Genomic DNA, 24,265 nt, shown 5'->3' on the forward strand with positions numbered 1-24,265 from the left:
CTCCCGGTTTGCCGTGACATTCCCCGAATCCAGCACACTCGCGCAAATCCGACGCGCCGCGCCGGAATGCGCGCGATGCGCCCGGGTGTCCATTCAATGGCAATCTGTTTACATTTACATGCGGAATGCACATGCGAATGCCCGCTCGCCGCGTTGTGCGCCTTGGCGATACGTCGAGTATTCGGGGCGTCGCGTTCCGTATGTCAACAGACCCTAGATACGCGCTTGATTGACGCGCTTCGACAGTTCCTCCGCGCTTTCCTTGCGCTCGCTGTACCGGTCGACCAGATAGGGGCCGACGTCGCGCGTGAGCAGCGTGAACTTCACCAGTTCCTCCATCACGTCCACCACGCGATCGAAATACGCGGACGGCTTCATCCGCCCCGCTTCGTCGAATTCCATGAACGCCTTGGCCACCGACGACTGGTTCGGGATGGTCAGCATGCGCATCCAGCGCCCGAGCACGCGCATCTGGTTCACCGCGTTGAACGACTGCGAGCCGCCGCTCACCTGCATCACCGCGAGCGTCTTGCCCTGCGTCGGCCGCACGGCGCCCGTCGACAGCGGAATCCAGTCGATCTGCGCTTTCATGATGCCGGTCATCGCGCCGTGCCGTTCCGGCGAGCACCACACCATGCCTTCGGACCACATCACGTGCTCGCGCAGCTCGACCACTTTCGGGTGGCTCTCCGGCGCATCGTCCGGCAGCGGCAATCCGCTCGGATTGAACATGCGCACCTCGGCGCCCATCGCGGTGAGCAGGCGCGCAGCTTCCTCGACCAGCAAGCGGCTGAACGAACGCTCGCGCAGCGACCCGTACAGAAGCAGGAACCTCGGCGAATGGGTCGACGGCGCCGCGGGCCGCAGGTGCGCGACGTCCGGCACGTGAAACAGCGTGGCGTCGAGTTGCGGCAGGTCTTTCAGGGAGTCGGTCATGGGGCGGTTCTCTCGTGATCTCGGGGCCGGCACTCGTACCAGCCCTTCGACCGGTTGACGATACGCACGACCAGCAGCATCGTCGGCACCTCGATCAGCACGCCGACGACGGTAGCCAGCGCCGCGCCGGAATGAAAACCGAACAGGCTGATCGCGGCCGCGACCGCCAGCTCGAAAAAGTTGGATGCGCCGATCAGCGCCGACGGGCAGGCCACGCTGTGCTTCTCGCCCACCGCGCGATTGAGCCAGTACGCGAGCGCCGAATTGAAGAACACCTGAAGCAGGATCGGCACCGCGAGCAGCGCGATCACGAGCGGCTGCCGCAGGATCGCTTCGCCCTGAAACGCGAACAGCAGCACGAGCGTGGCCAGCAGCGCGGCGATCGACCACGGGCCGGCCTTCGCCATGGCGGCGTCGAACGCCGCCTGCCCCTTCGCGAGCAGCATCTTGCGCCACAGCTGCGCGAAGATCACCGGAATCACGATGTAGAGCACGACCGACGTGAGCAGCGTCGCCCACGGCACCGTGATGGCCGACATCCCCAGCAGCAGGCCGACCAGCGGCGCGAACGCGATCACCATGATGCTGTCGTTCAGCGCGACTTGCGACAGCGTGAACAGCGGGTCGCCGCCCGTCAGCCGGCTCCATACGAACACCATCGCCGTGCACGGCGCCGCGGCCAGCAGGATCAGGCCCGCGATGTAGCTGTCGAGCTGGTCGGCCGGCAGCATCGGCGCGAACAGATGGCGGATGAACAGCCAGCCGAGAAACGCCATCGAGAACGGCTTGACGAGCCAGTTCACGACGAGCGTAACGCCGATGCCTCTCACATGCCGACGCACCTCGTGCAGCGCGCCGAAGTCGACCTTGACCAGCATCGGGACGATCATCACCCAGATCAGCAGCCCGACCGGGAGATTGACCTGCGCGTACGCCATCCGGCCGATCCGCTGGAACAGGTCGGGCAGCACCTGGCCGAGCGCGATGCCGGCGACGATGCACAGCGCGACCCAGATCGTCAGGTAGCGTTCGAAGAAGTTGATGGAAGGCTTTGCGACAGCCTTGCCCGGCGGGGCGACGTTGGATGTGTTCATCGGACAGGTTCAGCCTCGAAGTCGTTGGCGCTCGCGCGTTTCGGCAGACCGCCGCGCAAATGATCAGGTTTGCGAGATCGCGGTCAACGCCGTCTGGAGTTCGGCATGGCTCATGCGGTCCAGCGGCAGCGCCAGCAACTGCAGCATGCGATAGCCGATCGCCTGACGCGTGAGTTCGAACGCGCGGCGCTTGCCTTCGTCACCGCCCGTCGCATTCGACGGATCGGCGTAGCCCCAATGGATTTTGACCGGGCTGCCGGGCCAGTACGGACAGGTTTCCGCCGCCGCGCCGTCGCACACGGTGATGACGACGCGCATTTCCGGCACGCCGTCGCCAACGAACTCGTCCCAGCTCTTGCTGCGGTATCCGGCCACGTCGACACCGGCGTTCGTCAGCGCTTCCAGTGCGAACGGATTGAGGCGACCGCTCGGCGCGCTGCCGGCGCTGTAGGCACGCACATCCTTGCCGAGCTTCGCGGCCCAGTGATTGAGCATGCCCTCGGCCAGCACGCTGCGTGCCGAGTTGTGGGTGCAGAGGATCAGGATGTTGGCGGTCATGGGCGGGGCGCGCGAATGCGCGTCAGGATTGCCGGTTGCGGTTGCTCTTTGCCGACGGCGAACAGACGGAAACCGGCGAACATGGATTCCCGCCGCAACAGTTCTCCGTGAGATAGCCCAGCAGCCCGTTCATCGTGTCGAAGTTCGCGCCGTAGAAGACGAAGCGGCCTTCCTGGCGGCTGGTGACGAGCTGCGCATGCGCGAGTTCCTTCAGGTGAAAGGACAGCGACGATGGCGGCACGTCGAGCAGCGTCGCGATCCGGCCGGCCGGCATGCCTTGCGGCCCCGCCTGCACGAGCGCGCGAAAGACGGCAAGCCGGGATTCATGCGCGAGCGCCGCAAGGGCGGCAATGGTCTGGTTCGTTTCCATTGTTTGATAATAATCGAAATATGGAAACCAGGAAAGCGACGCCGAACCATGGCGTCGCCGGAATGGTCTGCCCCCAAGACGACGCGCGACGTGCGCCGCGCGCGACGTGCGCCGTCAGCGCCCGATCAACCGCGTGTGACTCGGCAACGCGACCGTGAGATCGGTGTCGCCCGCTGCCGGCCGCGACGCGTCGCGCGTCGTGGCAAGCCATTGCGCGAACTCGGCGGCGGTCATGCCGACGGCCTCGGCCGAACTCGATGCGGGCGTGCCCGCCGGCTCGCCTGCGTGTGCGGCCCGTTGCGCATGCGTTGCCGCACCACGAGATGGCGGGGCCGCCTGCCCGTTCGACGCCGCGTCCGGCGCCTTTTTGCCGCGCGACATGGCGGCAGGCTTCGCCGCCGAACGTGCGGCGGCAGCAGCCGGCTTCGCGGTGACCGGTGATGCGGGTTCGGCATCCGGCGCCGCAGCTTGCGCCACGACGGCATCCGATGCGATCGCCATCGCCACGGCCACCGGCGCATCGCCCGACGGCGCGCGGCCGGCATGCAGCGCACGCGATGCCGCGGATGCCGCTTCCGCCGCTTCCACCGCAACAGCCGCCGGACGGGCAACCTGGCCGTCCGCGGCCGTCGCACGATCGGCCGGCACGATCGCCACTTCGGCCGCCCTGCCGGTCGCCTGCGCCACCTGCGTCGCGGCAACGGCCGCCGTCGGCGCCGCCAGGATTGCCGCCGAATAGACGGCGCCATGCTCCGCCGCATGCTGACGTTCATCGACGAAATGCGTCGCGAAAACGCACGTCGCGCCGAACAGCGCGCACGCCATCAGCGTGAGCCGCCAGTGGCGGCGCAGCGGGTGCGGCCGGACCCATGCCCGGTTATCCGAACCGAAATCCTCCGCACGCACCGCCTTCTCGGCCTTGCGCGACTTCGTTGCGCGAACAACCATGTCGGCTTGCCCGGCCGCGGGCATCGCCGCGCGGCGCGTGCCCTTCAGGTCGAACACGTTCGGTCTCGGCCGCCGGCTCGCCACGAACGGCCGGCGCCGCCGGCCGTACGGCGGCGGCACATCCGAGAACGGATGCGCGAGCGGAATCGCGTAATGGCCGGTGATGTCCTGCATGCTCATGATGTCGACGACGCATTGCGCGACATCCGCCGCGGCAATCCGTGCTCCCGTAGTTAAACGAATGACCCCGAGTATCGCCGTCGCGCCGGTTTCGGTAAATCGGACTGCGTTACCTTCGATCCGGACGGTAGTCGGCCTGGTCCTACCGATGCGCGGCCGGCCCGGCGGACGGCGCTTAGAACCGGCCGCGCAAGCCGATGAACACCTCGTTCGACGACAGCTTCGACTTCAGTTGTTCGTCGCGCGCGTTGACGCGGTTCGCGAACGTGTTGAAGCCGGTCTCGACGTTGCCCATGTCGACATAGCGATACCCGAGGTCGATCGAGAAGCGCTTGTTGATCGCATAGCTCACGCCCGCGCCGGCCGAATACGCGAGATTGGTCTGCGTCTTCGACGCGAAGCGGCGCGTGTCGTTGGTCTGCCAGCCGTCGGCCGACACGATCGCGACGCCGATGCCGAGCGTGCCGTACACGGAGAAGCCGCGGCCGAGATCGAAGTCCTTGTAGCCGTTCAGCATCAGGCGCTGCGCCGACACGTGGAATTCGTTCGCGTTCGCGTCGAACGGCGCCCAGTAGCTGGTGAAGTTGTTGGTGCGCTTGAACACGTATTCGCCTTCCGCGCGCCAGCCGTTGCCGAACTGGTAGCCGAGGCCGAGCGAGCCGGTGACGTTCGAGCCCGGCTCCGGGCCGCCGACGCGGCTCGTGACGCGCGGGCTCGTCAGCTCCATGTTCACCGCGTTGTCGAACGCGCCGATGACGCGGCCCGTCGCGTAGTAGCCGGCGTCGGCGAGTTCGGCGGTCTTCTTCGTTTCCGGCGCGGCGACGGTATCGGCAAAAGCGGCGCCCGAGAACAGCAGGGCCAGCGTGGACGGCACGGCAAAGCGCTTGATCATGATGAATCGAATCCTTGACGATGGATGACTGGTCGGAGAAGCCCCCATCGTAGGAATCGCGCCGCGATCGTTGAACCCGTTCGGCTACGGGTTGCGCCTCCGTAGCGCTACGGAGGCGCCATGCGATGCGATGGAAGCGCCGAGCCCGCGAGCGCCGCGTAATCGCGCACGAGTTCGACGAGCGACGCGGCCCGCAGCTTGTCGAACACGTTCGCGCGATAGGTCTCGACGGTGCGCGGCGACAGCCCGAGCACGCGCGCGATCTCCTTGTTGCTCCAGCCGCGCACGATGCCGTCGAGCACTTCCCGTTCGCGCGCGCTCAGCGTCGCGATACGGGCCGCGCGCGTCTGGCCCGCATCGTCCTGCCCGCGTTGTGCCGCCTGCCGGCGCAGCGCCTGCTGAACCGTATCGATCAGCTCGTCGTCGTCCGCCGGCTTGCGCAGGAAATCGAGCGCGCCGCGCTTGAACGCGCGCCGGCACGCATCGACGTTGCCGTGGCCCGTCATCACGATCACCGGCAGGTCACGTCGCGCACGCAGTGCGTCGAGCGCGTCGAGGCCGCTCATCCCCGGCATCCGGATGTCGAGCAGCACGCAGCCGAGCGCCGGGTCGTCGGCATCGGCAAGAAACGCCGGCGCGTCCGGATAGCAGCGCGTCGGCACGCCCACCGTGCGCAGCAGCAATGCAAGCCCGTCGCGCACGGCTTCGTCGTCGTCGACGATCGCGACGACCGCTGCGGCGGGCGCCGAATAAGGCGAGCCATTCATGCGGCCTCCTCTGCCAGCGGCAACGACAGCACGGCCTCGACACCGCCCGACGGCAGGTTGCGCACCGTCAGCGCGCCGTCCTGGCGCTGCGCGAGCGTGTCGCACAGCGGCAGCCCGAGGCCGAGCCCGCGCGCCCGCGTCGTGAAGAACGGTTCGAACAGGCGCGGCAGCGCGTCTTCCGGCACGCCGGGGCCGTTGTCGACGACGCTGAAGCGGTAATGCCGGCCGACACGCGCGCCGCTCACGCGGATCTCGCCGCGCGACGTGCCGGCCCCGGTACCGGCCAGCGCATCGCGCGCGTTCCGGATCAGGTTGTGCAGGATCTGCTCGACCGCGATCGGCTCGGCGAACGGCCGCTCGCGCGGCGCCGCGTTGTGCCAGCCGAGCGCGACGTGCTCGCGCGCGCATTCGTCGCGGTACAGGAACAGCAGCGTGTGCATGATCGCATCGGGATCGAGCGCGCGGCGCTCGCCGCCATGCGCGGTGGCGACCGCTTCGCGCATGCGCTCCAGGATCGCGGCCGCGCGCTTCGCCTGCGCGACGCTCGTCTGCAGCGCCCGCCGCACGCTGTCGCGCTCGTCGGGTTGATCGAGCAGGCGTTCGGCCGCACGCACGTGGCTGACGATCGCCGCGAGCGGCTGGTTCAGCTCGTGCGCGAGGCCGGCGGCCATTTCGCCGAAGGTATCGAGCCGGCCGAAGCGGTCGAGCCGCGCGCGGGCATCCTCGCGGCGCCGCGCCTCGCGCAGCCGCCACGCGACGAGCGCACCCGCGACGAGCAGCGCGGCCACCGCGTTCCACAACGCGATCGGCAACCACGGCAGATCGGCGGCCGTCAGCGTGCGCGTGGTGTGCAGCACGAATGCCTGGGGCTGCGCGGGCAGGCGCTTCTCCAGATGCATCGTCCAACCGGGCAGTGGGCTGCCGGAAGCACGCGACAGCAAGTCGATACGGCGATCGCGCACCGCCAGCGCCGCCGACGAAATCGCCGACGACCAGTCGCCCGCCGGAATCATCTGGCGCGGATCGACACGCACGGCCCAGCCGGAATTCGCCACGAGCCAGTACGCGGCGGCGCCGTCGAACACCATCGCGAACGGTTTGCCGGGCGTCGGCCGCGGCGGCTCGGCCGGCGCCGGTCCGCCGTCGGTTTGCCAGCCCGCGCCGGCCCGCCAGTACGCGAGCCCGTCGACCTGCGGCATCCGCTCGCGCAGGCTGTCGAGCATGTGCGCGGGCGGCGCGGCCAGCGACGACGCGCCGAGCGTCGCGAGGATCGCCTCGTGCTGCGCGGCCTTCTGCGCGAGCAGACGGATCGTAATGCTCGAATCCTGGAAGAAGCGGTTGTACGCGTCGGCGACGGCGCGCGACACGACGAACGCGGTGCCGGCCAGGCTGAGCGCGAGCCACGCCAGCAGCGCGACGAGTCGGACGGAAGGTTTCATGGGCAACGAGGATTCGGCAACGGATGACGGATGGCACGCAGCGCGGTACACGGCCCGCGCGATGCGGCGAACGCGGAGGAGCCGTCGCGACGCCGCATGCGATGCGCTCCATTGTCGGCAACTCCGCATGGCCTGTGGTCCGAATGCCGTTATGTTTCCTGTCAGACCGGTCCCAAACATGCGCTTTCCGTGGCAGCGCCGTGCAGTTTCGGACTGGACTGATTCTCTTCAGACTCCGAAACGACCACAATCGGCCTGCTTGTTCTCCGTCTCCAGGAGATCAGGCTCCATAGTCGATACTTTTCCCGCCCTCTCCGGCGGGACTTTTTTTGGACGGCATCACACCACTCCCTGCCCGGAGCCTTCCGGCCATGATCCCGCTTCTTTCCCTCCGGTCGCGAACGCACGCCACCACCGCGCCGCACCGGCTTCGCCCGCTCGCACCGTGACCGACGCCCCTTCGACCGCGATCGCGATCCTGACGATCGACCATCCGAGCCGCGGCATGTTCGACGACCGGCTGCGCCGCGCGGGCCATGGCTACGATCGGCTGCGCATCGACGACATCCTGCGCCGCGCCGGCTACCGGCCGTTGCGCTTCGAATATCTGACCGATCTGCTCGCGGCCTGCGACACGCGCGCGTTCGATCTCTTCATCGTGCAATGCGAAACGGCCTGCCGCCGCACGACGGACGCGATCCGCGCGCTGCGCGCGCGTTTCGCCGACACCGTGGCGATCATGTCGATCAGCCAGCGCGATGCGGATCTCGCGCAATCGGCGTGTTTCGTGGCCGGTGCGAACGAGCATCTGCCTTACGCCGCGTCGCCCGACGCGCTGATCGGCAGCATCGCGACGTGGCTGCGCTGGTCCCATCACCGTGCGATCCATCATCGCCACTGGCGGATCGGACAGTTCGAGTTCGATACGGCCGCGCGCAGCGTGACCGTCGCCGGCCGCGAGCACGTGCTGACCGAGAAGCACTTCCAGATCGCGACCGCGTTCTTCCTGAACATGGGCCGTGCGCTCGATCGCGCGCACGTGAGCCAGCTCGTGTGGGGCTCGCTCGTCGCGTCGCAAAGCCGGCGGCTCGACACGCACGTCGCGTATCTGCGCGACCGGCTCGAACTCGACGGGCGGCACGGCGTGCGAATGATGACGATGTACGGGTTCGGGTACCGGCTCGTCACGTGCGAGCCGGACGAACCGCCCGGGCCGGACCCGCGCCGGGCCGACGGCACGCGCGCCGCGCAACCCTGACGGGCAGCGTTGCGTACCGATCGGACTCCATTATCATGGGGGCACCTTGGCCGACCGCCCCGCCCCGATGGACCACCGCGCCGCACCCGATCGATCCCGCCTCGCCGCCGGCCCGTCCGCCGATCCCACGCCGGCCGGCCGCCGCCAGCGCGCGCTGCTGTATGCCGGCGGCGCCGCCGTGACCGTCGCGATCCTGCTCGCCAGCGGGCTGATGCTGTACACGATGGCGAGGGAAGCGATCCAGGAGCGCTATACGGGGTTCGGCGTGCGGCATTTTCTCGTCCAGTTCGAATTCAAGCTGCGCACGACGGGCATGGACATGCTCACCACCCACGACGAAAGCGTGTGGCACACGCGCGCGGCCGATCCGGCCACCGTCGCCGCGCTGGCCGCCGGAAACGGGCGGCTCGAACTGCGCGACAACCCGCGATTCCCGTCGATGCTCGTGCTCGCCGACCTGTCGCCCGAGCGGCCGGCCGCGTCCTATGCGCGCTATCTCGCGATGGCGAGCGACATGAGCTACCGGGTCGGCGCGTACGTCGCGAAGCAGGACGCCGGCCGGCCCGTGGCCGGGTACGCGTACAGCCCCGACCGCCGCTTCGCGATGGTGATCCCGAGCCCGGAACCGGGCACGGCCCCGGCCGAACCGGCGCCCGCCCCCGCGTCGGCGCTGCTGGCCCAGGTGGCCGCCGATCTCGATACGCCCGCGCCGCGCCGGTTCGTCTGGCATGCGCCGGCCTACGACCCCGTGCAGCGCCGCGACGTGTTCCGGATCGTCGGCGCCGCGTACGACAAAGGGGTGCCGCTCGAAGTGCTCGTCTCGACGCTGCCTGTGGACGTGCTGCGCGCGCGGCTCACGACCGACGTCCCGACCAACGCGGCCATCATCGCGAATGCGCACGGCGACACGCTGCTGCGCGTGGGCGCCGCCGAGCACGATGCGGCGACGGTCTCGGCACTCCAGCGTCTCGCGGCCCGCACGCGCCCGGCGAACGGCAACGGCACGCGCGCGGCTTACGGCGACGGCCTGTTCGCGCTGAGCCAGCCGATCCCCGACACCGGCTGGACGCTCGTGCAGGCGTTCTCGCTGCGCTCGCTGCTCGCGGCGATCGGCGTGCGCGCGGGCGGCTACGCGGCGATCATGCTCGCCGCGATCGTGCTCGTCTGGTGGCTGCTGGTGCGGTTCGACCGCCGCGTGCTGAAGCCGGACGAAGCGCGCCGCCGCCGCGTGATCGACAGCGAGAACCTGAACCGCACGATCGTCGAGGCCGCGCCGTCCGGCATCGCGCTGCTGTCGCTCGCGGACGGCGCGGTGCTGCTGCAGAACGACACGATGCGCGACTACGACGCGCGCCGCGCGGGCGGGCCGTCGCTGCCGGCGCGGCTGCTCGAGCGCTTCGACCGCTCGGCCGATACCGGCGCGTGGCAGTCGGGCCTGCATGTGTCGCTGCCCACCGCCGACGGCAACGCGGTCGATCTGCTCGTCAACCTCGTGCGCACGCGCTATCGCGACGCGGACGTCGTGCTGTGCAACTTCTCCGACATCACGTCGCAGAAGAACGTCGAACGCGCGCTCGACCACGCGCGGCAGGCGGCCGACGCGGCGAACAACGCGAAATCCGCGTTCCTCGCGACGATGAGCCACGAGATCCGCACGCCGCTGAACGCGATCCTCGGCAATCTCGAACTGATCGGGCGCGAGCCGCTGGCGGACACGCAGCGCGAGCGGCTGCATACGGTCGAGGGCGCGTCGTCGGTGCTGCTCGACCTGATCAACGACATCCTCGACCTGTCGAAGATCGAGGCCGGCCAGATGACGATCGAGGCGATTCCGTTCGATCTCGCCGACACCATCCGGCAGACCGGCGCGATGTTCGAGCCGCTGGCCGCCGCGAAGGGGCTGCAATTCGACGTGTTCGTCGACGATGCGCTGGCGCCGCGCTATCTCGGCGATCCGACGCGCATCCGGCAGATCGCCGCGAACCTCGTCGGCAACGCGATCAAGTTCACGAACCACGGCGAGATCACGCTGGAGGTGTACCTGCGCGACGACGCCGATCCCGCGTCGCCGATCGCGATCGGCGTCAGCGACACGGGCATCGGGATGACCGACGAACAGCGCGCGACGCTGTTCCGCCCGTTCACGCAGGCCGATACGTCGATCACGCGGCGCTACGGCGGCACGGGCCTCGGGCTCGCGCTGACGAAGCAGCTCGCGCAGATGATGCACGGCGCGATCGACGTGAAGAGCGAAGCCGGCCACGGCAGCACGTTCGTCGTCACGCTGCCGCTGCGGGCGGCGACGAGCGAGCAGATCGCCGCGCAGGACGCGGCGCGCGCCGACGATGCCGCGTTGCCGGCCGTCGCCGCGCGCGTGCTGGTGGTCGACGATCATCCGGTGAACCGCAAGTTGCTGCAGGGGCAGCTCGTCACGCTCGGCTATGCGGCGGACGCGGCCGAGGAAGGCGCGGCCGCGCTGCGGTGCTGTACCGATACGCGCTACGACCTCGTGATGACCGACCTGAACATGCCGGGCATGGACGGCTATACGCTGGCCCGCGTGCTGCGCGCGCAGTATCCGGGCCTGCCGGTGGTCGCGGTCACCGCGCATGCGAGCGCGGCCGAGCATGCGCGCTGCGCGGAAGCCGGGATCGTCGCGGTGCTGGTGAAACCGGTGCTCCTCGACATGATCGACCGCACCGTGCGGCGCTTCGCGAAGGGTGCGGCCGCAAGCCGGCCCGCGCGCAACGCGCTGGTCGATCTGGCCGAAGGCCCGTTGCCGCCGGACGTGCACGAACTGTTCGCCGACACGCTCGAGCATTCGCTCGCGGCGATTCGCGATGCACTCGCGCGCGGCGACGTGCCCGCGCTGCGGGCGGAGCTGCATTCGCTGCGCGGCGCGTTCGCGACGATCCACGAGCATGCGGTGGCCGACGCGGTGCGCGACATGCAGGATGCCGTGCAGGCCGGCGATCCGGCCGCGCTCGACCCGCTGGTCGACCGCACCGAGCGCCTCGCGCGCGACACGCTCCGGCGGCGCGCGGCGCAAGCGCCGCAAGCCTGACCGGCCGCCTTCCGGCGGCTGTCTTTCCTCCTCCCGAGTCCTTTCACGGCCGCGCCGTCGCGGCGGCCCGTTCGTGCGTGTAGGACTCACCCTACAAACATCGCTCCGCGAATAGGTTTTGGACGACAGATTCGGACGAGGCTGATTCATACCATGGGCTCATCAACCTGACGAGCTAAAAGGAGTGGGTCAATGAACAAGACGTATCGCAACATCTGGAACACGGCGACGGGCACATGGACGGCCGTGGCCGAAACCGCGCGCTCGCGCTCGAAGGGCTCGGCGCGCGCGGCGCGCCAGGCCGTGGCGGCGCTCGCGCTGGGCAGCGCGTCGATCGGCGGCGCGTTCGCGGCCGATGCGTGCACGACCGAGGACGGGAAAGGCGGGGCACTCGATGCGGCTGGCGTGTGCAAGGTCACGGCTTCGCGCACGATCGGCACGGATGCGATCGGCACGACGGCGACGCTCACCGACGACTACATCAAGGTCAATAGCACGGGCCCCGTGGCGATCGCTACAGGCGCCAACGCCGTTGCGATGGGCCAGTCGGTGACATCCAGCGGCTCCAGTTCGGTGGCGATCGGTTCGGGCACCTCGGCGGACGGGCTTCATTCGATGGCGCTCGGCGCATCGTCGCGCGTCGTGGGCAACAGCAACCTGGCCGTGGGCGACGGCGCAACGGTATCGACGCTCACCGCCCCGCCGACGAACGCCATTGCAATCGGCACCGGCGCCAATGTATCCGACGCCGGCGTAACCGGCGCCACGGGTTCGATCGCGATCGGCAATAGCGCATCGGCCGGCGGCATCGGCTCGATCATGATCGGGACAAGCACGCGCCATTCGGGCTCCGGCGCCACGGTCGTAGGTGCCAACGCGAGCGCAATGGGCGGCGGTTCAGGCGTGGCCATCGGGAACAGCAGTGCAGCGGCGGGTGCGGGTTCGGTCGCGACGGGCCCGAACGCCACGGCCACCGGTACGGGTTCGGTTGCAATCGGCAGCCAGGCCGCGACCACGAACAACAACAGCGTGGCGATCGGCAATACGGCCTCCGGCAGCGCCATCAATACCACCGTGATCGGCAGCAACGCCCGCGCAACGGGCGACAACGCGACCGTGCTCGGCCAGAGCGGTGCCGCGAGCGGCCTGGGGGCGGTCGGCATCGGTTTCCGTGCCAATGCACAGGGAGACCGCTCGGTCGCGCTCGGCATGGATTCCGTCGCGGATCGCGACAACACCGTTTCCGTCGGCTCGACCACGCTGCGGCGCCAGGTCGTCAACGTCGCAGCCGGTACGCAAGCGACCGACGCGGTGAACGTGAGCCAGCTTCAGCCGGTCGTGACCGCACTCGGCGGCGGCGCCACCATCAACCCGACCACGGGCGCCGTGACGGGCCCGACGTATACGCTCGCCAACGGCGGCACGCAAACGACGGTCGGCGGCGCGCTCGGCGCACTCGACGGCGCACTCACGACCGCCAACGGCAACATCGCACGCAACACGGGCGACATCACGACGATCAACACCCGGCTCGACGGCCTGTCGAACGGCACGGTCGGCCTCGTCCAGCAAGCCGGCGCGGGCGCGAACATCACGGTCGGCGCGAGCACCGACGGCGCAGCCGTCGACTTCACCGGCACGGCTGGCGCGCGCAAGCTGACCGGCGTCGACGCAGGCGCGGTCGCGGCCACCAGCAAGGACGCCGTGAACGGCTCGCAACTGCACGGCGTGTCGAGCAGCGTCGCATCGGCCATCGGCGCCGGCTCGACCGTGAACGCCGACGGCTCGATCTCCGCACCAAGCTTCACGGTCGGCGACGGCAGCGGCGGCACGACCACGGTCACGTCGGTCGGCGGTGCGGTCACGAACCTCGATGGCCGCGTCACCACCAACGAAGGCGACATCGCAACGCTGGCCAGCCAGATCGGCAGCGGCACGGTCGGCCTCGTCCAGCAAGCCGGCGCAGGCGCGAACATCACGGTCGGCGCGAACACCGACGGCGCGACCGTCGACTTCACCGGCACGGCCGGCGCCCGCAAGCTGACCGGCGTCGACGCAGGCGCGGTCACGGCCACTAGCACGGAAGCGGTGAACGGCTCGCAACTGCACGGCGTGTCGAGCAGCGTCGCATCGGCCATCGGCGCCGGCTCGACCGTGAACGCCGACGGCTCGATCTCCGCGCCGAGCTTCACGGTCGGTGACGGCAGCGGCGGCACGACCACGGTTCACTCGGTCGGCGACGTGGTGACGAACCTCGACGGCCGCGTGACCACGACCGAAGGCGCGGTCGCATCGCTGGCCGATCAGCTCGGCAACGGCACGGTCGGCCTCGTCCAGCAGGCCGGCCCGGGCGCGAACCTCACGGTCGGCGCGAACACCGACGGCGCGGCGGTGAGCTTCGCCGGCACGGCCGGCGCACGCAAGCTGTCGGGCGTCGCGAACGGCGTGAACGACGACGATGCGGTGACGATCGCGCAGTTGAGGGCAACCGGCCTCATCGACTACACGGGCAAGGAGATCGCGGCCGTCACGTATGACGACATCTCGCTTGGCAGCGTGACCTTCGGCGGGACGGGCGGCACGAAGCTGCTCAACGTCGCGCCGGGCCTGATCGCGGCCGGCAGCATGGAAGCCGTGAACGGCGGCCAGTTGCACGACCTCCAGGAGCGGTTCGCGCAGGAATACGCACGACTCGACGGGCGCGTCGGCGACCTCGAATCCGGTGGCGGTTCGGGCGGCGGTGGGGGTGGCGGCGGCGGCGGCGGCGGCAGCGACGGCAACGTCGGCCGCGGCACGGGCGGCGACGGCTCGCTCGTGGTCGGTGACGGCACGGTCGCGTCGGGCGAGAACAGCGCGGCGGTAGGCCAGGGCGCGGTTGCGTCGGGCGACAACGGCTCGGCCTTCGGCCAGGGTTCGAAAGCGACCGGCAACGGTTCGGTGGCGATCGGCGCGGGCTCCGTGGCGGATCGCGACAACAGCGTGTCGGTCGGCTCGGCCGGCCATGAACGCCAGATCACGAATGTCGCGGCAGGCACCGCACCGACCGACGCCGTGAACGTGCAGCAGATGAACAACGCCGTCAGCAGCGCCCGCAAGGATGCAATGGGCGGGGTGGCCGCAGCAATGGCCGTCGCGGGCTTGCCGCAATCGACGCTGCCGGGCCGCACGTTTGTCGCGATGGCGGGCAGCACTTACGGTGGCGAGGTCGGCTCGGCGCTCGGCGTGTCGTACATGACCCGCGACGGCAAGTGGACCATCAAGGCCGGGGCAACCACCAGTAGCCGCGGCGAGTTCGGCGGTGTCGTCGGCGGTGGCTTCTACTGGTAAAACCCACGCCCTCGTCGGCGACATGGGCTGATCGATCGACGCCCCCCGATACGGAGCATCGACGCGAAGCGGGAGAGCGATCTCCCGCTTTTTTTCGCCGGCGGCGACGCCGCGACCTCCCCACGCGGCACCCGCCGCGCGACACGCTCCGGCGGCGCGCGGCGCAGGCGCCGCAAGCCTGATCGGCCGTCGTCCGGCGGCCGTCTTTCGTTCCCTCCCGGCTCCTTTCACGGCCACCCGTCGCGGCGGCCCGTTCGCGCGTTCGCGCGTGTAGGACACGCCCTACAAACATCGCTTCGCGAATAGGTTTTGGACGACAGATTCGGACGAGGCCGATCCATACCATGGACTCATCAACCTGACGAACTGAAAGGAGTGGGTCAATGAACAAGACGTATCGCAACATCTGGAACACGGCGACGGGCACCTGGACGGCCGTAGCGGAAACGGCGCGCTCGCGCTCGAAGGGCTCGGCGCGCGCGGCGCGCCAGGCCGTGGCAGTGCTCGCGCTGGGTAGCGCATCGATCGGCGGCGCGTTCGCGGCCGATGCGTGCACGACCGAGGACGGGAAAGGCGGCTCGCTCGATGCGGCTGGCGTGTGCCAGATCGGAAGTATGTCGAGCAAGCGCTCGATGAGTACGATGGCAGGTCCACTGTCTTACGAAGCCGGCACCGGTGCAAATGCGTCAGGGAACAACGCGGTTGCCGTCGGCGTTAATTCAGCTGCTACTCAATTATCCGCAACGGCGCTCGGCTATGCCGCAAGCGCAACGGCGGGTAGGGCGATCGCGATCGGCTCGACATCGAGCGCCTCTGGCGAATATGCAGTTGCCGTGGGCACCCTCTCAAATGCGTCCGGCGAGCAGTCCTTGGCAATCGGTACGTCGACAAGGGCAACCGACACGGGCTCGGTCGCGCTCGGCAACGGCGCCCAGACCACGGGCACCAATGCCACGGCCGTCGGCCGCCTTGCTACGGCTGGCGCTGTCAACGCCACGGTATTAGGCGGAAGTGCAACCGCAACGGGCGACAATGCAATTGCGATCGGTCAGAGCACGAAGGCAAGCGGCCAGTCCGCAATCGGCATCGGCTTCCGGGCCAATGCGCAGGCGGCAAACTCGGTCGCGCTCGGCGTGGATTCCGTCGCGAATCGCGACAACACCATCTCCGTCGGCTCGGCCACGCAGCGACGCCAGATCACGAACGTCGCGGCCGGCACGGAGGATACGGATGCGGTCAACGTGGAGCAGATGACCGCGGCGATCACGGCGGCCGACAAGTATGTGGACATCCGCACTGGAACGTATGCGGCCGACGTGGCCGCCAGCGCCGGTGACAGTGCGACCGCCATCGGCGCGAACGCAAACGCCGCCGGCCAGTCGGCTGTCGCGCTCGGCGGCAATACGACGGCCAGTGCGACGAATGCGGTGGCCATCGGTACGCTCTCGCGCGCAACCGGCAACAACGCGGTAGCGGTTGGCGTAGGGGCCGGAGCTACCGGAGCGAACACCTCCGCGCTGGGGCGCGGTGCGTTGGCAAGCGGGAACAATTCGGTTGCGCTCGGGACTTGGTCCCTTGCCGATCGCGACAATTCCGTGTCCGTCGGCTCGTCGGGACTTGAACGCCAGATTACGAACGTCGCAGCCGGTACGCAAACGACGGACGCGGTGAACGTCAGCCAGCTTCAGCCGGTCGTGGCCGCTCTCGGCGGCGGCGCCGCCATCGATCCGACGACGGGCGCCGTGACCGGCCCGACGTACACGCTGACCAACGGCGGCACGCAAACGACGGTCGGTGGCGCACTCGACGCACTCGACGGCGCACTCACGACCGCCAACGGCAACATCGCACGCAACACGGGCGACATCACGACGATCAACACCCGGCTCGACGGTCTGTCGAACGGCACGGTCGGCCTCGTCCAGCAAACCGGCGCGGGCGCGAACATCACGGTCGGCGCGAGCACCGACGGCGCGGCGGTCGACTTCACCGGCACGGCCGGCGCGCGCAAGCTGACCGGCGTCGAAGCAGGCGCGGTCACGGCAACGAGCAAGGACGCGGTGAACGGCTCGCAACTGCACGGCGTGTCGAGCAGCGTCGCATCGGCCATCGGCGCCGGCTCGACCGTGAACGCCGACGGCTCGATCTCCGCACCGAGCTTCTCACTCGGTGACGGCAGCGGCGGCACGACCACGGTTCACTCGGTCGGCGACGCGGTGACGAACCTCGATGGTCGCGTCACCGTCAACGAAGGCGCGGTCGCGTCGCTGGCCGACCAGATCGGCAACGGCACGGTCGGCCTCGTCCAGCAGGCGGGCCCTGGCGCGAACATCACGGTCGGCGCGAACACCGACGGCGCGGCGGTGAGCTTCATCGGCACGGCCGGCGCGCGCAAGCTGTCGGGCGTCGCGAACGGCGTGAACGACGACGATGCGGTAACGATCGCGCAGTTGAGGGCAACCGGCCTCATCGACTACACGGGCAAGGAAATCGCGGCCGTCACGTATGACGACATCTCGCTCGGCAGCGTGACCTTCGGCGGCACGGGCGGCACGAAGCTGCTCAACGTTGCGCCGGGCCTGATCGCGGCCGGCAGCATGGAAGCCGTGAACGGCGGCCAGCTGCACGACCTTCAGGAGCGGTTCGCGCAGGAATACGCACGACTGGACGGCCGCGTCGGCAACCTCGAATCCGGCGGCGGCTCGGGCGGCGGCGGCGGTGGTGGCGGCAGCGACGGCAACGTCGGCCGCGGCACGGGCGGCGACGGCTCACTCGTGGTCGGCGACGGCTCGGTTGCATCGGGCGAGAACAGCACGGCGGTCGGCCAGGGCGCGGTTGCGTCGGGCAACAACGGCTCTGCGGTCGGCCAGGGCTCGGCGGCCAGCGGTTCGAACAGCTCGGCCATCGGCCAAGGCTCGGTCGCATCGGGTTCGGACAGCACGGCCATCGGCCAGGGTTCGAAAGCGACCGGCAACGGTTCGGTGGCGATCGGCGCGGGCTCGGTGGCGGATCGCGACAACAGCGTGTCGGTCGGCTCGGCCGGTCACGAACGCCAGATCACGAATGTCGCGGACGGCACCGCACCGACCGACGCCGTGAACGTGCGTCAGCTGGATCAGCGTTTCGGCGAAACGAACCGGATGATCAACGACGTCGCGAAGAACGCGTACGCCGGTGTCGCGGCGGCGATGGCGATGCCGAACCTGACGCCGTCGCAGCCGGGCAAGACCGTCGTCGCGGCCGGCGCCGCGAACTACAAGAGCGGCTCGGCGATCGCGGCAGGCGCGACCTACCGGACGCGCGACGGCAAGTGGCTGATGAACGGCGCCGTGTCCGTCACGTCGACGGGCGACGCAGGCGTGCGCGCCCAGGTCGGCTACGAGTTCTGACCGGACGGCTCCGCGTCGCGCGGAGCCTCGACCCGAAGCGGGGGAGCGATCCCCCGCTCGTTCGGCCGACGGCCGGTGACGGTTCCGCACGAGCCGCCACCGGCCGTCGGCGCAACGGCTTCGCGTGCGGCCGGCTTGCACGCCGCACGCGCAGCCGTTCGCACCGATCTCCACCGCGCGGCGCCCACTGCGCGCCGCAACATGCAGGTACACCGACATGCCAGGAAATTTCCCCATCCGCATCGTGATCGCCGACGACCATCCGGCGGTCGTCATCGGCGCACGTTACGAACTGTCCGCGACGAATACGCTCGCGGTGGTCGCGACCGCCGGCAACTCGACGGAACTGATGGAAGCGCTCGCGAGCCATCCATGCGACGTGCTCGTCTCCGACTACGCGATGCCGGGCACCGAATTCGGCGACGGCCTCGCGATGTTCACCGCGATCCTGAAGCGACACCCGAATCTGCGCATCGTCGTGATGACGATGATGGAGAACGCGGTGGCGCTGCGCGCGCTGATCGAACTCGGCATCGCGTGCGTGGTCAGCAAATCCGATATGACGAGCCACCTGACGATGGCGATTCACGCGGCCTATACGAACGGCCGCTATCTGTCGCCTTCGATGGACCGGATCCTGCGCGCCGCCGGCAACACGGGCGGCAAGGCGCCGGCGTTGTCCGCGCGTGAGCTGGAAGTGATTCGCCTGTTCGCGTCGGGCCTGTCGGTCAACGCGATCGCCGATCAGTTGAGCCGCAGCAAGAAAACGATCAGCACGCAGAAGAGTTCGGCGATGCAGAAACTCGGGATCGAGCGCGACGTCGATCTGGTCCGCTACGCGATTTCATGCGGGCTCGTGTCCGATTACGGTTACGCGACGACGCTGCCGGCCCTCGACGACCATCCGCGCTGACGGTACGGCGACCATTCCGGCGCACGGCCGGCCACGCCCATGGCGCGGATGATCGCGCACCGGGTTCCGCCGATGCGCGCGACGCGCCGGTCAGTCGGGCTCGGCGCGCCCTTTCTCCTCTCCCGCCTGCTCCCCCGCCTTGCCCTCGCCGCCCGACGCGGCGACGATCCCGTTCTCCATCGCGTAGCGCAACAGGTCGATATCCTTTTCCACGCCGAGCTTCTGCATCGCGCGCGCCTTCTGGGTGCTGATCGTCTTCTTGCTGCGGCTGAGCTTGTCCGCGATCTCGTTGACGGTCATCCCCGACGCATACAGCCGCACGACCTCGATCTCGCGGCTGCTCAGGCTCGGCGCCTGGTCGACGATCCGCGCGCTCGAATGCGCGGACAGCGTGCGCACGACTTTCTCGACCGACGGCGAATAATAGGTGCCGCCCGTGGCGGCCGCATGCACGGCCGGAATCAGGTGATCGATCGCGTCCGATTTGCTGACGATGCACGCGATGCCGAGCCGCACGAGCGCGCCGACCACCGCCGCGTTGTCGAGCATGGTCAGCACCACCAGCTTGACGTCCGGGTAGTTGCGTTGCAGGTAGGAGAACAGCGCGATGCCGTCGCCGTGAACGTTGTCGGGCATCGCGTAGTCGGATACCAGCACGTCGCATACGTTCGCATCGAGCAGCGCGATCAGCTCGGTGGAATTGCCGGCCGTGCCGGTGAGCCGGATCGTCGGCACCGACGAAAGCCCATGCTGAACGCCGACGAGCAATGCCGGGTGGTCGTCGGCCAGTACCACACGTATCTGATAGCTTCCCATAGTCGTCCGAGTGTTCACCGCTGTCGCGGGCGGCCGAACGGCTGCCCGATGGCCGGCGACGGCGCGTGCGCGCCGTTCTTTCTGGATCGTGATTGGGCGCTAGTTTCGCATGAAACCGGGGCCGGCCGCCAAGGCCGGACGGGAGCAGCCCGCCGCGCGGCGCGCCGCCAATGAAAAAAGCCGCCGGCTCGGTGAGAGCGGGCGGCTTGGCATGCCTGCCGGGACAGCGGGGTGCGGCGGTCGATCGCGCCCCGCTCCTCCATCGGCTCGTGACCGACGAAGGCCCTGGCGGCACCGGCGAACCGGCGCCGCGCGATACGTCAATGCGTCATTTCACGTCCAGGCGGATCTCGACGCGGCGGTTCTGCGCGCGACCGGCCGCGGTCGCGTTGGACGCAACCGGATCGGCCGCGCCGAGGCCTTCCGCGACGAACGAACGGGCCTGCAGCCCGTTCGCGCGCAGATACTCGACGACGGTGCGCGCCCGCGCTTCCGACAGCGCGCGGTTATGCGCGGCGCCGCCGGTCGAATCGGTGAAGCCCGTGATCGACACGCGCGCGAATTCCACGCCACGATTGGCCGCGATGAAGCGATCGAGATCGTTGCGGGCCTGTGCGGTCAGCGCCGCGCTGTCGGTCGCGAAATTCGCGTCGCCCTGCAGCAGCACCTGGCGCTGCTGAACCGGTTGCGGCGCCGGCTGCTGCGGCGCCGGCGCGGGCGCGGGCTGCGCGACCGGCTGCGGCTTGCCGCAGATGAACGTGATTTCGCGCGGATCCTTCATCGGCGCGCGGCTGTAGACGCGGTCGATCATCTCGAGCGGCGTGAAGCCCTGCCCGCGGCAGAACTCTTCCGCCGCGCGCGCGCACGCATTCGCGCTGCCGAGCAGCCCGTCGCAGCTCACGCGAAAGATGTTGTCCGGCTTGCCCGGCACGGATACCGCGCGAATGTCGTAGGTGAGCCCCGATTGCGTCGTACACGCACCGAGCGCCATCGCGAACGCGCCGATCGACGCGACGCGCAAAAGCTTTGAAGTCATGGTCTTGAAATGGCGTCCGCCCGCGGGCGGACGCGCTTGTCTGAGAGGGTTGAAAATCGGAACGGCCTCGCACGGGCGGGGCGCACGGCCCCGCCCCGCGCCTTACCACTGGTACGACGCGCCCACGCCAACCGTGTTGCCGCCGCTCGACAGACCCACGCCGGCCTTCATCTTGAGGTTCTGCGTGATGCGAGCCTCGCCGCCGAACGCCACCGCCTGATAGCCCTTGTAGGTCGCGCCGCCGACACCGAACGACAGCGTCTTGCCCGGATCCACGCCCGGGATCATCGTCAGCGCGGTGGCTGCCGCGATACCCGAGTACGCGTTCCTCGACACATCGTTGATCTGGCCCGACAGACCGCCGACCGCACGGTCGAGCTGGCCCTTCGTCGCGGCGTCGTTCGCGTTGATACCGTCCGCGATGTTCACGACGCGGCGGTTGCCGGTGTCGGTGCCGTCGCCGAACGAGACGGTGTTCGCCTCGTTCGCCACGGCGCCCGAGCCGATCGCCACCGAACCGCTGCCGGTCGCGTTCGAGCCCTGGCCGATCGACGTCGCGTTCTCGCCGTTCGCGGCCGAGCCCGCGCCGATGGCCGTGCCGCCGCCGGCGGCCACCTTCGAGCCGGAGCCGATGGCCGTGCCGTCGTTCACGCCGGTGCCGACCGACGAGCCCGAACCTGCCGCCACGTTGCCGGTGCCGGTGCCGGGGTTCGCCGCCGACGAGCCGCCCGCGGTCTGGTCGGTCGCGCCGAAGTACGGGTTGGTGCCCGAACCGCCGCCGTTGCCGTCACCCGGGTTGCCCGGTCGCAGCTCGAGGCCGCCGACGCGGTCGTCGAGGTCGCCGATCTTGTCGTTCAGCGCGCTCAACTGCCCGAAGTTCACCGCGTCGTACTGGCTCGTGCCGTCCGCGACGTTCGTCAGCTTCACCGGCGCCGCGCCCGTGCCGCCGAGGGTCACCGAGCCGTAGTTCGGCGTGCCGTCGGCATTCAGGTCGTAACGCACCGCGAGCGAATCGGTCGCGCCGTATGCCGCCGCGGCCTGGATCGCCTGCTCGACCGTCGAGTAGCGGTTGCCCTTGACCTCGAACGACGCATTGGCGAGCTTGCCGTTCGCATCGACCGTCGTGCCGCCGCCCAGCGTGTCGGCCACGCTCTGCGCGGTGCCGTGCAACTGCGAGCCGTTGATCGCGTCCGTGCTGGTCGCGTTCACCGCACCCGCGGCCACGTTCGTCAGCGTCGTGCCGTTCGTGCCCTTCAGCTTCACTTCGTCGAAGTTCGCCGATTCGTCGGCGTTCTGGCTGTACGTCACCGCCAGCGACGTCACGCCCGCACCCGGATTCGTCGGATCGACCGGTGCGACGAGGCCAGCGTCCTTCAACTGCGCGACGTTCACCGCGTCGGTGTCGTCCGTGCCGGCCGCGACGTTCTTCAACTGCACCGGGCCGGCCGACTTGCCGCCGCCCAGCGTCACCGCGTTGTAGTTCGGCGTGCCGTTCGCGTTGCGGTCGTACGTCACCGCGGCGATCGATTGACCCGTCACCGGATCCACCAGGCCCGAATCGGCAAGCTGGTTGTTGATGACCGTGATGTTCTGCGTGTTGGTCGCAACACGGCCATCCAGGTTGTCGAGCGCGTCGCCGACGTTGCGGTAGTCGACCTTCGCCGCGGCGTTGGCCGGATCGGTCAGCGAATACGTCGGCGCCGTCACGTTGCCGTTGGCGTCGACGGCCGAGCCGCCGCCCAGCGAATCCGCGACGCTCTTCGACACGCCGTACAACTGCGAGCCGTTCACCGCGTCCGTGCTGGCCGCGTTCACCGCGCCCGCGGCCACGTTCGTCAGCGTCGTGCCGTTCGCGCCCCTCAGCTTCACTTCGTCGAAGTTCGCCGAACCGTCCGCGTTCGTGCCGTACGTCACCGCGAGCGATGCCAAACCCGCACCCGGGTTCGTCGGATCGACCGGCGCGACGAGGCCAGCGTCCTTCAACTGCGCCACGTTCACCGCGTCGGTGCCGTCCGTGCCGGCCGCGACGTTCTTCAACTGCACCGGGCCGGCCGACTTGCCGCCGCCCAGCGTCACCGCGTTGTAGTTCGGCGAGCCGTCCGCGTTACGGTCATACGTGACCGCGGCGATCGCCTTGCCGTCGTCGCCGATCAGCCCCGAGCCCTTCAACTGGCTCACGTTCACCGCATCCGCGTCGGCAACACCGGCCTTCACGTTCGCCAGCGTCGTGCCGTTCGTGCCCTTCAGCTTCACTTCGTCGAAGTTCGCCGAGCCGTCCGTGTTCTTGCCGTACGTCACCGCGAGCGACGTCACGCCCGCACCCGGGTTCGTCGGATCGACCGGCGCAACGAGGCCCGAGTCCTGCAACTGACCGAGGTTCACAGCGTCATTGCGGTTCACACCGTCCGCCACGTTCGACAGCGTCACCGGGCCGGCCGACTTGCCGCCGCCGAGCGTCACCGCGTCGTAGTTCGGCGAGCCGTCGGCGTTGCGGTTGTAAGTGACCGCGGCGATCGCCTTGCCGTCGTCGCCGATCAGGCCCGAGCCCTTCAACTGGCTCACGTTCACTGCGTCCGCGTCGGCAACACCGGCCTTCACGTTCGTCAGCGTCGTACCGGCCGTGCCGCCGCCCAGCGTGACCTTGTCCTTCGTCGCGCTGTCGTACGTCACCGCCAGCGACGTCAGGTTGCCGCTGCCGTCGTCGCCCACCAGGCCCGAGTCCTTCAGCTGACCGAGGTTCAGCGCGTCGCTGTCTTCGGTTGCGTTCGCAACATGCTTCAACTGCGTCGGGTTCGTACCGTCGCCCAGCGTGACCGAACGGTAGTTCGGCGAGCCGTCCGCGTTACGGTCGTACGTGACCGCGGCGATCGCCTTGCCGTCGTCGCCGATCAGGCCCGAGCCCTTCAACTGGCTCACGTTCACCGCGTCCGCGTCGGCCACACCGGCCTTCACGTTCGTCAACGTCGTGCCGTTCGTGCCCTTCAGCTTCACTTCGTCGTAGTTCGCCGAATTGTCCGCGTTCTGGCTATACGTCACCGCCAGCGATGTCACGCCCGCACCCGGGTTCGTCGGATCGACCGGCGCAACGAGGCCCGAATCCTGCAACTGACCGAGGTTCACAGCGTCCTGACGATCCGTACCGTTCGCCACGTGCTTCAACTGCGTCGGGTTCGTACCGTCGCCCAGCGTGACCGAACGGTAGTTCGGCGAGCCGTCCGCGTTACGGTCGTACGTGACCGCGGCGATCGCCTTGCCGTCGTCGCCGATCAGGCCCGAGC

16 protein-coding genes are annotated in these 24,265 nt (G+C 69.2%); 5 read left to right on the forward strand and 11 right to left on the reverse strand.

The genetic code is table 11. From position 1 onward, the window contains the following. Window positions 1-213 precede the first annotated feature (213 nt). The 8 genes from arsH to LGN10_RS03400 all read right to left on the reverse strand — a co-directional run bounded on the left by arsH (window position 214) and on the right by LGN10_RS03400 (window position 7,184). Window positions 214-936, reverse strand: coding sequence for an arsenical resistance protein ArsH (gene arsH, locus LGN10_RS03365; protein ID WP_104013172.1), 723 nt, complete (start codon window positions 934-936; stop codon window positions 214-216). Beyond that, the gene (arsB, locus tag LGN10_RS03370; RefSeq protein WP_059638845.1) at window positions 933-2,030 is read right to left on the reverse strand and encodes an ACR3 family arsenite efflux transporter; all 1,098 of its coding nucleotides are present in this window, start codon (window positions 2,028-2,030) and stop codon (window positions 933-935) included. Before arsB ends, arsH begins: the two co-directional genes overlap by 4 nt. 63 nt (window positions 2,031-2,093) lie before the next feature. Further along, complete coding sequence (locus LGN10_RS03375) at window positions 2,094-2,588, reverse strand: arsenate reductase ArsC (RefSeq protein WP_226221757.1); 495 nt, start codon at window positions 2,586-2,588, stop codon at window positions 2,094-2,096. A gap of 22 nt (window positions 2,589-2,610) precedes the next feature. Next, window positions 2,611-2,958: an ArsR/SmtB family transcription factor gene (locus tag LGN10_RS03380; RefSeq protein ID WP_226221762.1), complete on the reverse strand. Its 348-nt coding sequence runs from the start codon at window positions 2,956-2,958 to the stop codon at window positions 2,611-2,613. A gap of 114 nt (window positions 2,959-3,072) precedes the next feature. Further along, the gene (locus LGN10_RS03385) at window positions 3,073-4,080 is read right to left on the reverse strand and encodes a serine protease (RefSeq protein WP_226221764.1); all 1,008 of its coding nucleotides are present in this window, start codon (window positions 4,078-4,080) and stop codon (window positions 3,073-3,075) included. Between the two features lie 181 nt (window positions 4,081-4,261). Further along, a complete protein-coding gene (locus LGN10_RS03390; RefSeq protein WP_226221766.1) occupies window positions 4,262-4,978 on the reverse strand; it encodes an outer membrane protein in 717 nt (238 codons plus the stop codon). Between the two features lie 107 nt (window positions 4,979-5,085). Beyond that, complete coding sequence (locus tag LGN10_RS03395) at window positions 5,086-5,745, reverse strand: response regulator transcription factor (protein WP_226221768.1); 660 nt, start codon at window positions 5,743-5,745, stop codon at window positions 5,086-5,088. After that, window positions 5,742-7,184 carry a sensor histidine kinase gene (locus tag LGN10_RS03400; protein WP_124864028.1) on the reverse strand — a complete coding sequence of 481 codons (1,443 nt, stop codon included), beginning with the start codon at window positions 7,182-7,184 and terminating at the stop codon, window positions 5,742-5,744. Before LGN10_RS03400 ends, LGN10_RS03395 begins: the two co-directional genes overlap by 4 nt. A gap of 445 nt (window positions 7,185-7,629) precedes the next feature. Here LGN10_RS03400 and LGN10_RS03405 point away from each other — a divergent pair, with 445 nt between their 5' ends. The 5 genes from LGN10_RS03405 to LGN10_RS03425 all read left to right on the forward strand — a co-directional run bounded on the left by LGN10_RS03405 (window position 7,630) and on the right by LGN10_RS03425 (window position 19,135). Beyond that, window positions 7,630-8,442, forward strand: a complete 813-nt coding sequence (locus tag LGN10_RS03405) for a response regulator transcription factor (protein WP_226221769.1) — start codon at window positions 7,630-7,632, stop codon at window positions 8,440-8,442. A gap of 67 nt (window positions 8,443-8,509) precedes the next feature. After that, window positions 8,510-11,506 (forward strand): sensor histidine kinase, encoded by a 2,997-nt coding sequence (locus tag LGN10_RS03410; protein WP_226221771.1) that lies wholly within the window; start codon window positions 8,510-8,512, stop codon window positions 11,504-11,506. 192 nt (window positions 11,507-11,698) lie between these two features. Then, window positions 11,699-14,833 carry a YadA family autotransporter adhesin gene (locus tag LGN10_RS03415; protein ID WP_226221772.1) on the forward strand — a complete coding sequence of 1,045 codons (3,135 nt, stop codon included), beginning with the start codon at window positions 11,699-11,701 and terminating at the stop codon, window positions 14,831-14,833. 383 nt (window positions 14,834-15,216) lie between these two features. Beyond that, complete coding sequence (locus LGN10_RS03420; RefSeq protein ID WP_226221774.1) at window positions 15,217-18,222, forward strand: ESPR-type extended signal peptide-containing protein; 3,006 nt, start codon at window positions 15,217-15,219, stop codon at window positions 18,220-18,222. 217 nt (window positions 18,223-18,439) lie between these two features. Further along, window positions 18,440-19,135 (forward strand): response regulator transcription factor, encoded by a 696-nt coding sequence (locus LGN10_RS03425; RefSeq protein WP_099316988.1) that lies wholly within the window; start codon window positions 18,440-18,442, stop codon window positions 19,133-19,135. A 90-nt stretch (window positions 19,136-19,225) separates the two neighbouring features. Here LGN10_RS03425 and LGN10_RS03430 read toward each other — a convergent pair whose 3' ends face one another. The 3 genes from LGN10_RS03430 to LGN10_RS03440 form a co-directional block, all read right to left on the reverse strand. Then, a complete protein-coding gene (locus LGN10_RS03430; RefSeq protein WP_124864022.1) occupies window positions 19,226-19,951 on the reverse strand; it encodes a response regulator transcription factor in 726 nt (241 codons plus the stop codon). Window positions 19,952-20,279: 328 nt separating this feature from the next. After that, the gene (locus LGN10_RS03435; protein WP_226221776.1) at window positions 20,280-20,987 is read right to left on the reverse strand and encodes an OmpA family protein; all 708 of its coding nucleotides are present in this window, start codon (window positions 20,985-20,987) and stop codon (window positions 20,280-20,282) included. Window positions 20,988-21,089: 102 nt separating this feature from the next. Continuing rightward, window positions 21,090-24,265, reverse strand: a 3,176-nt coding sequence (locus LGN10_RS03440) for a YadA family autotransporter adhesin (protein ID WP_226221777.1), incomplete at its 5' end; no start/stop codon positions are given.

Source organism: Burkholderia sp. AU32262, from assembly GCF_020419985.1.
GTDB classification, from domain to species: Bacteria; Pseudomonadota; Gammaproteobacteria; order Burkholderiales; family Burkholderiaceae; genus Burkholderia; species Burkholderia semiarida.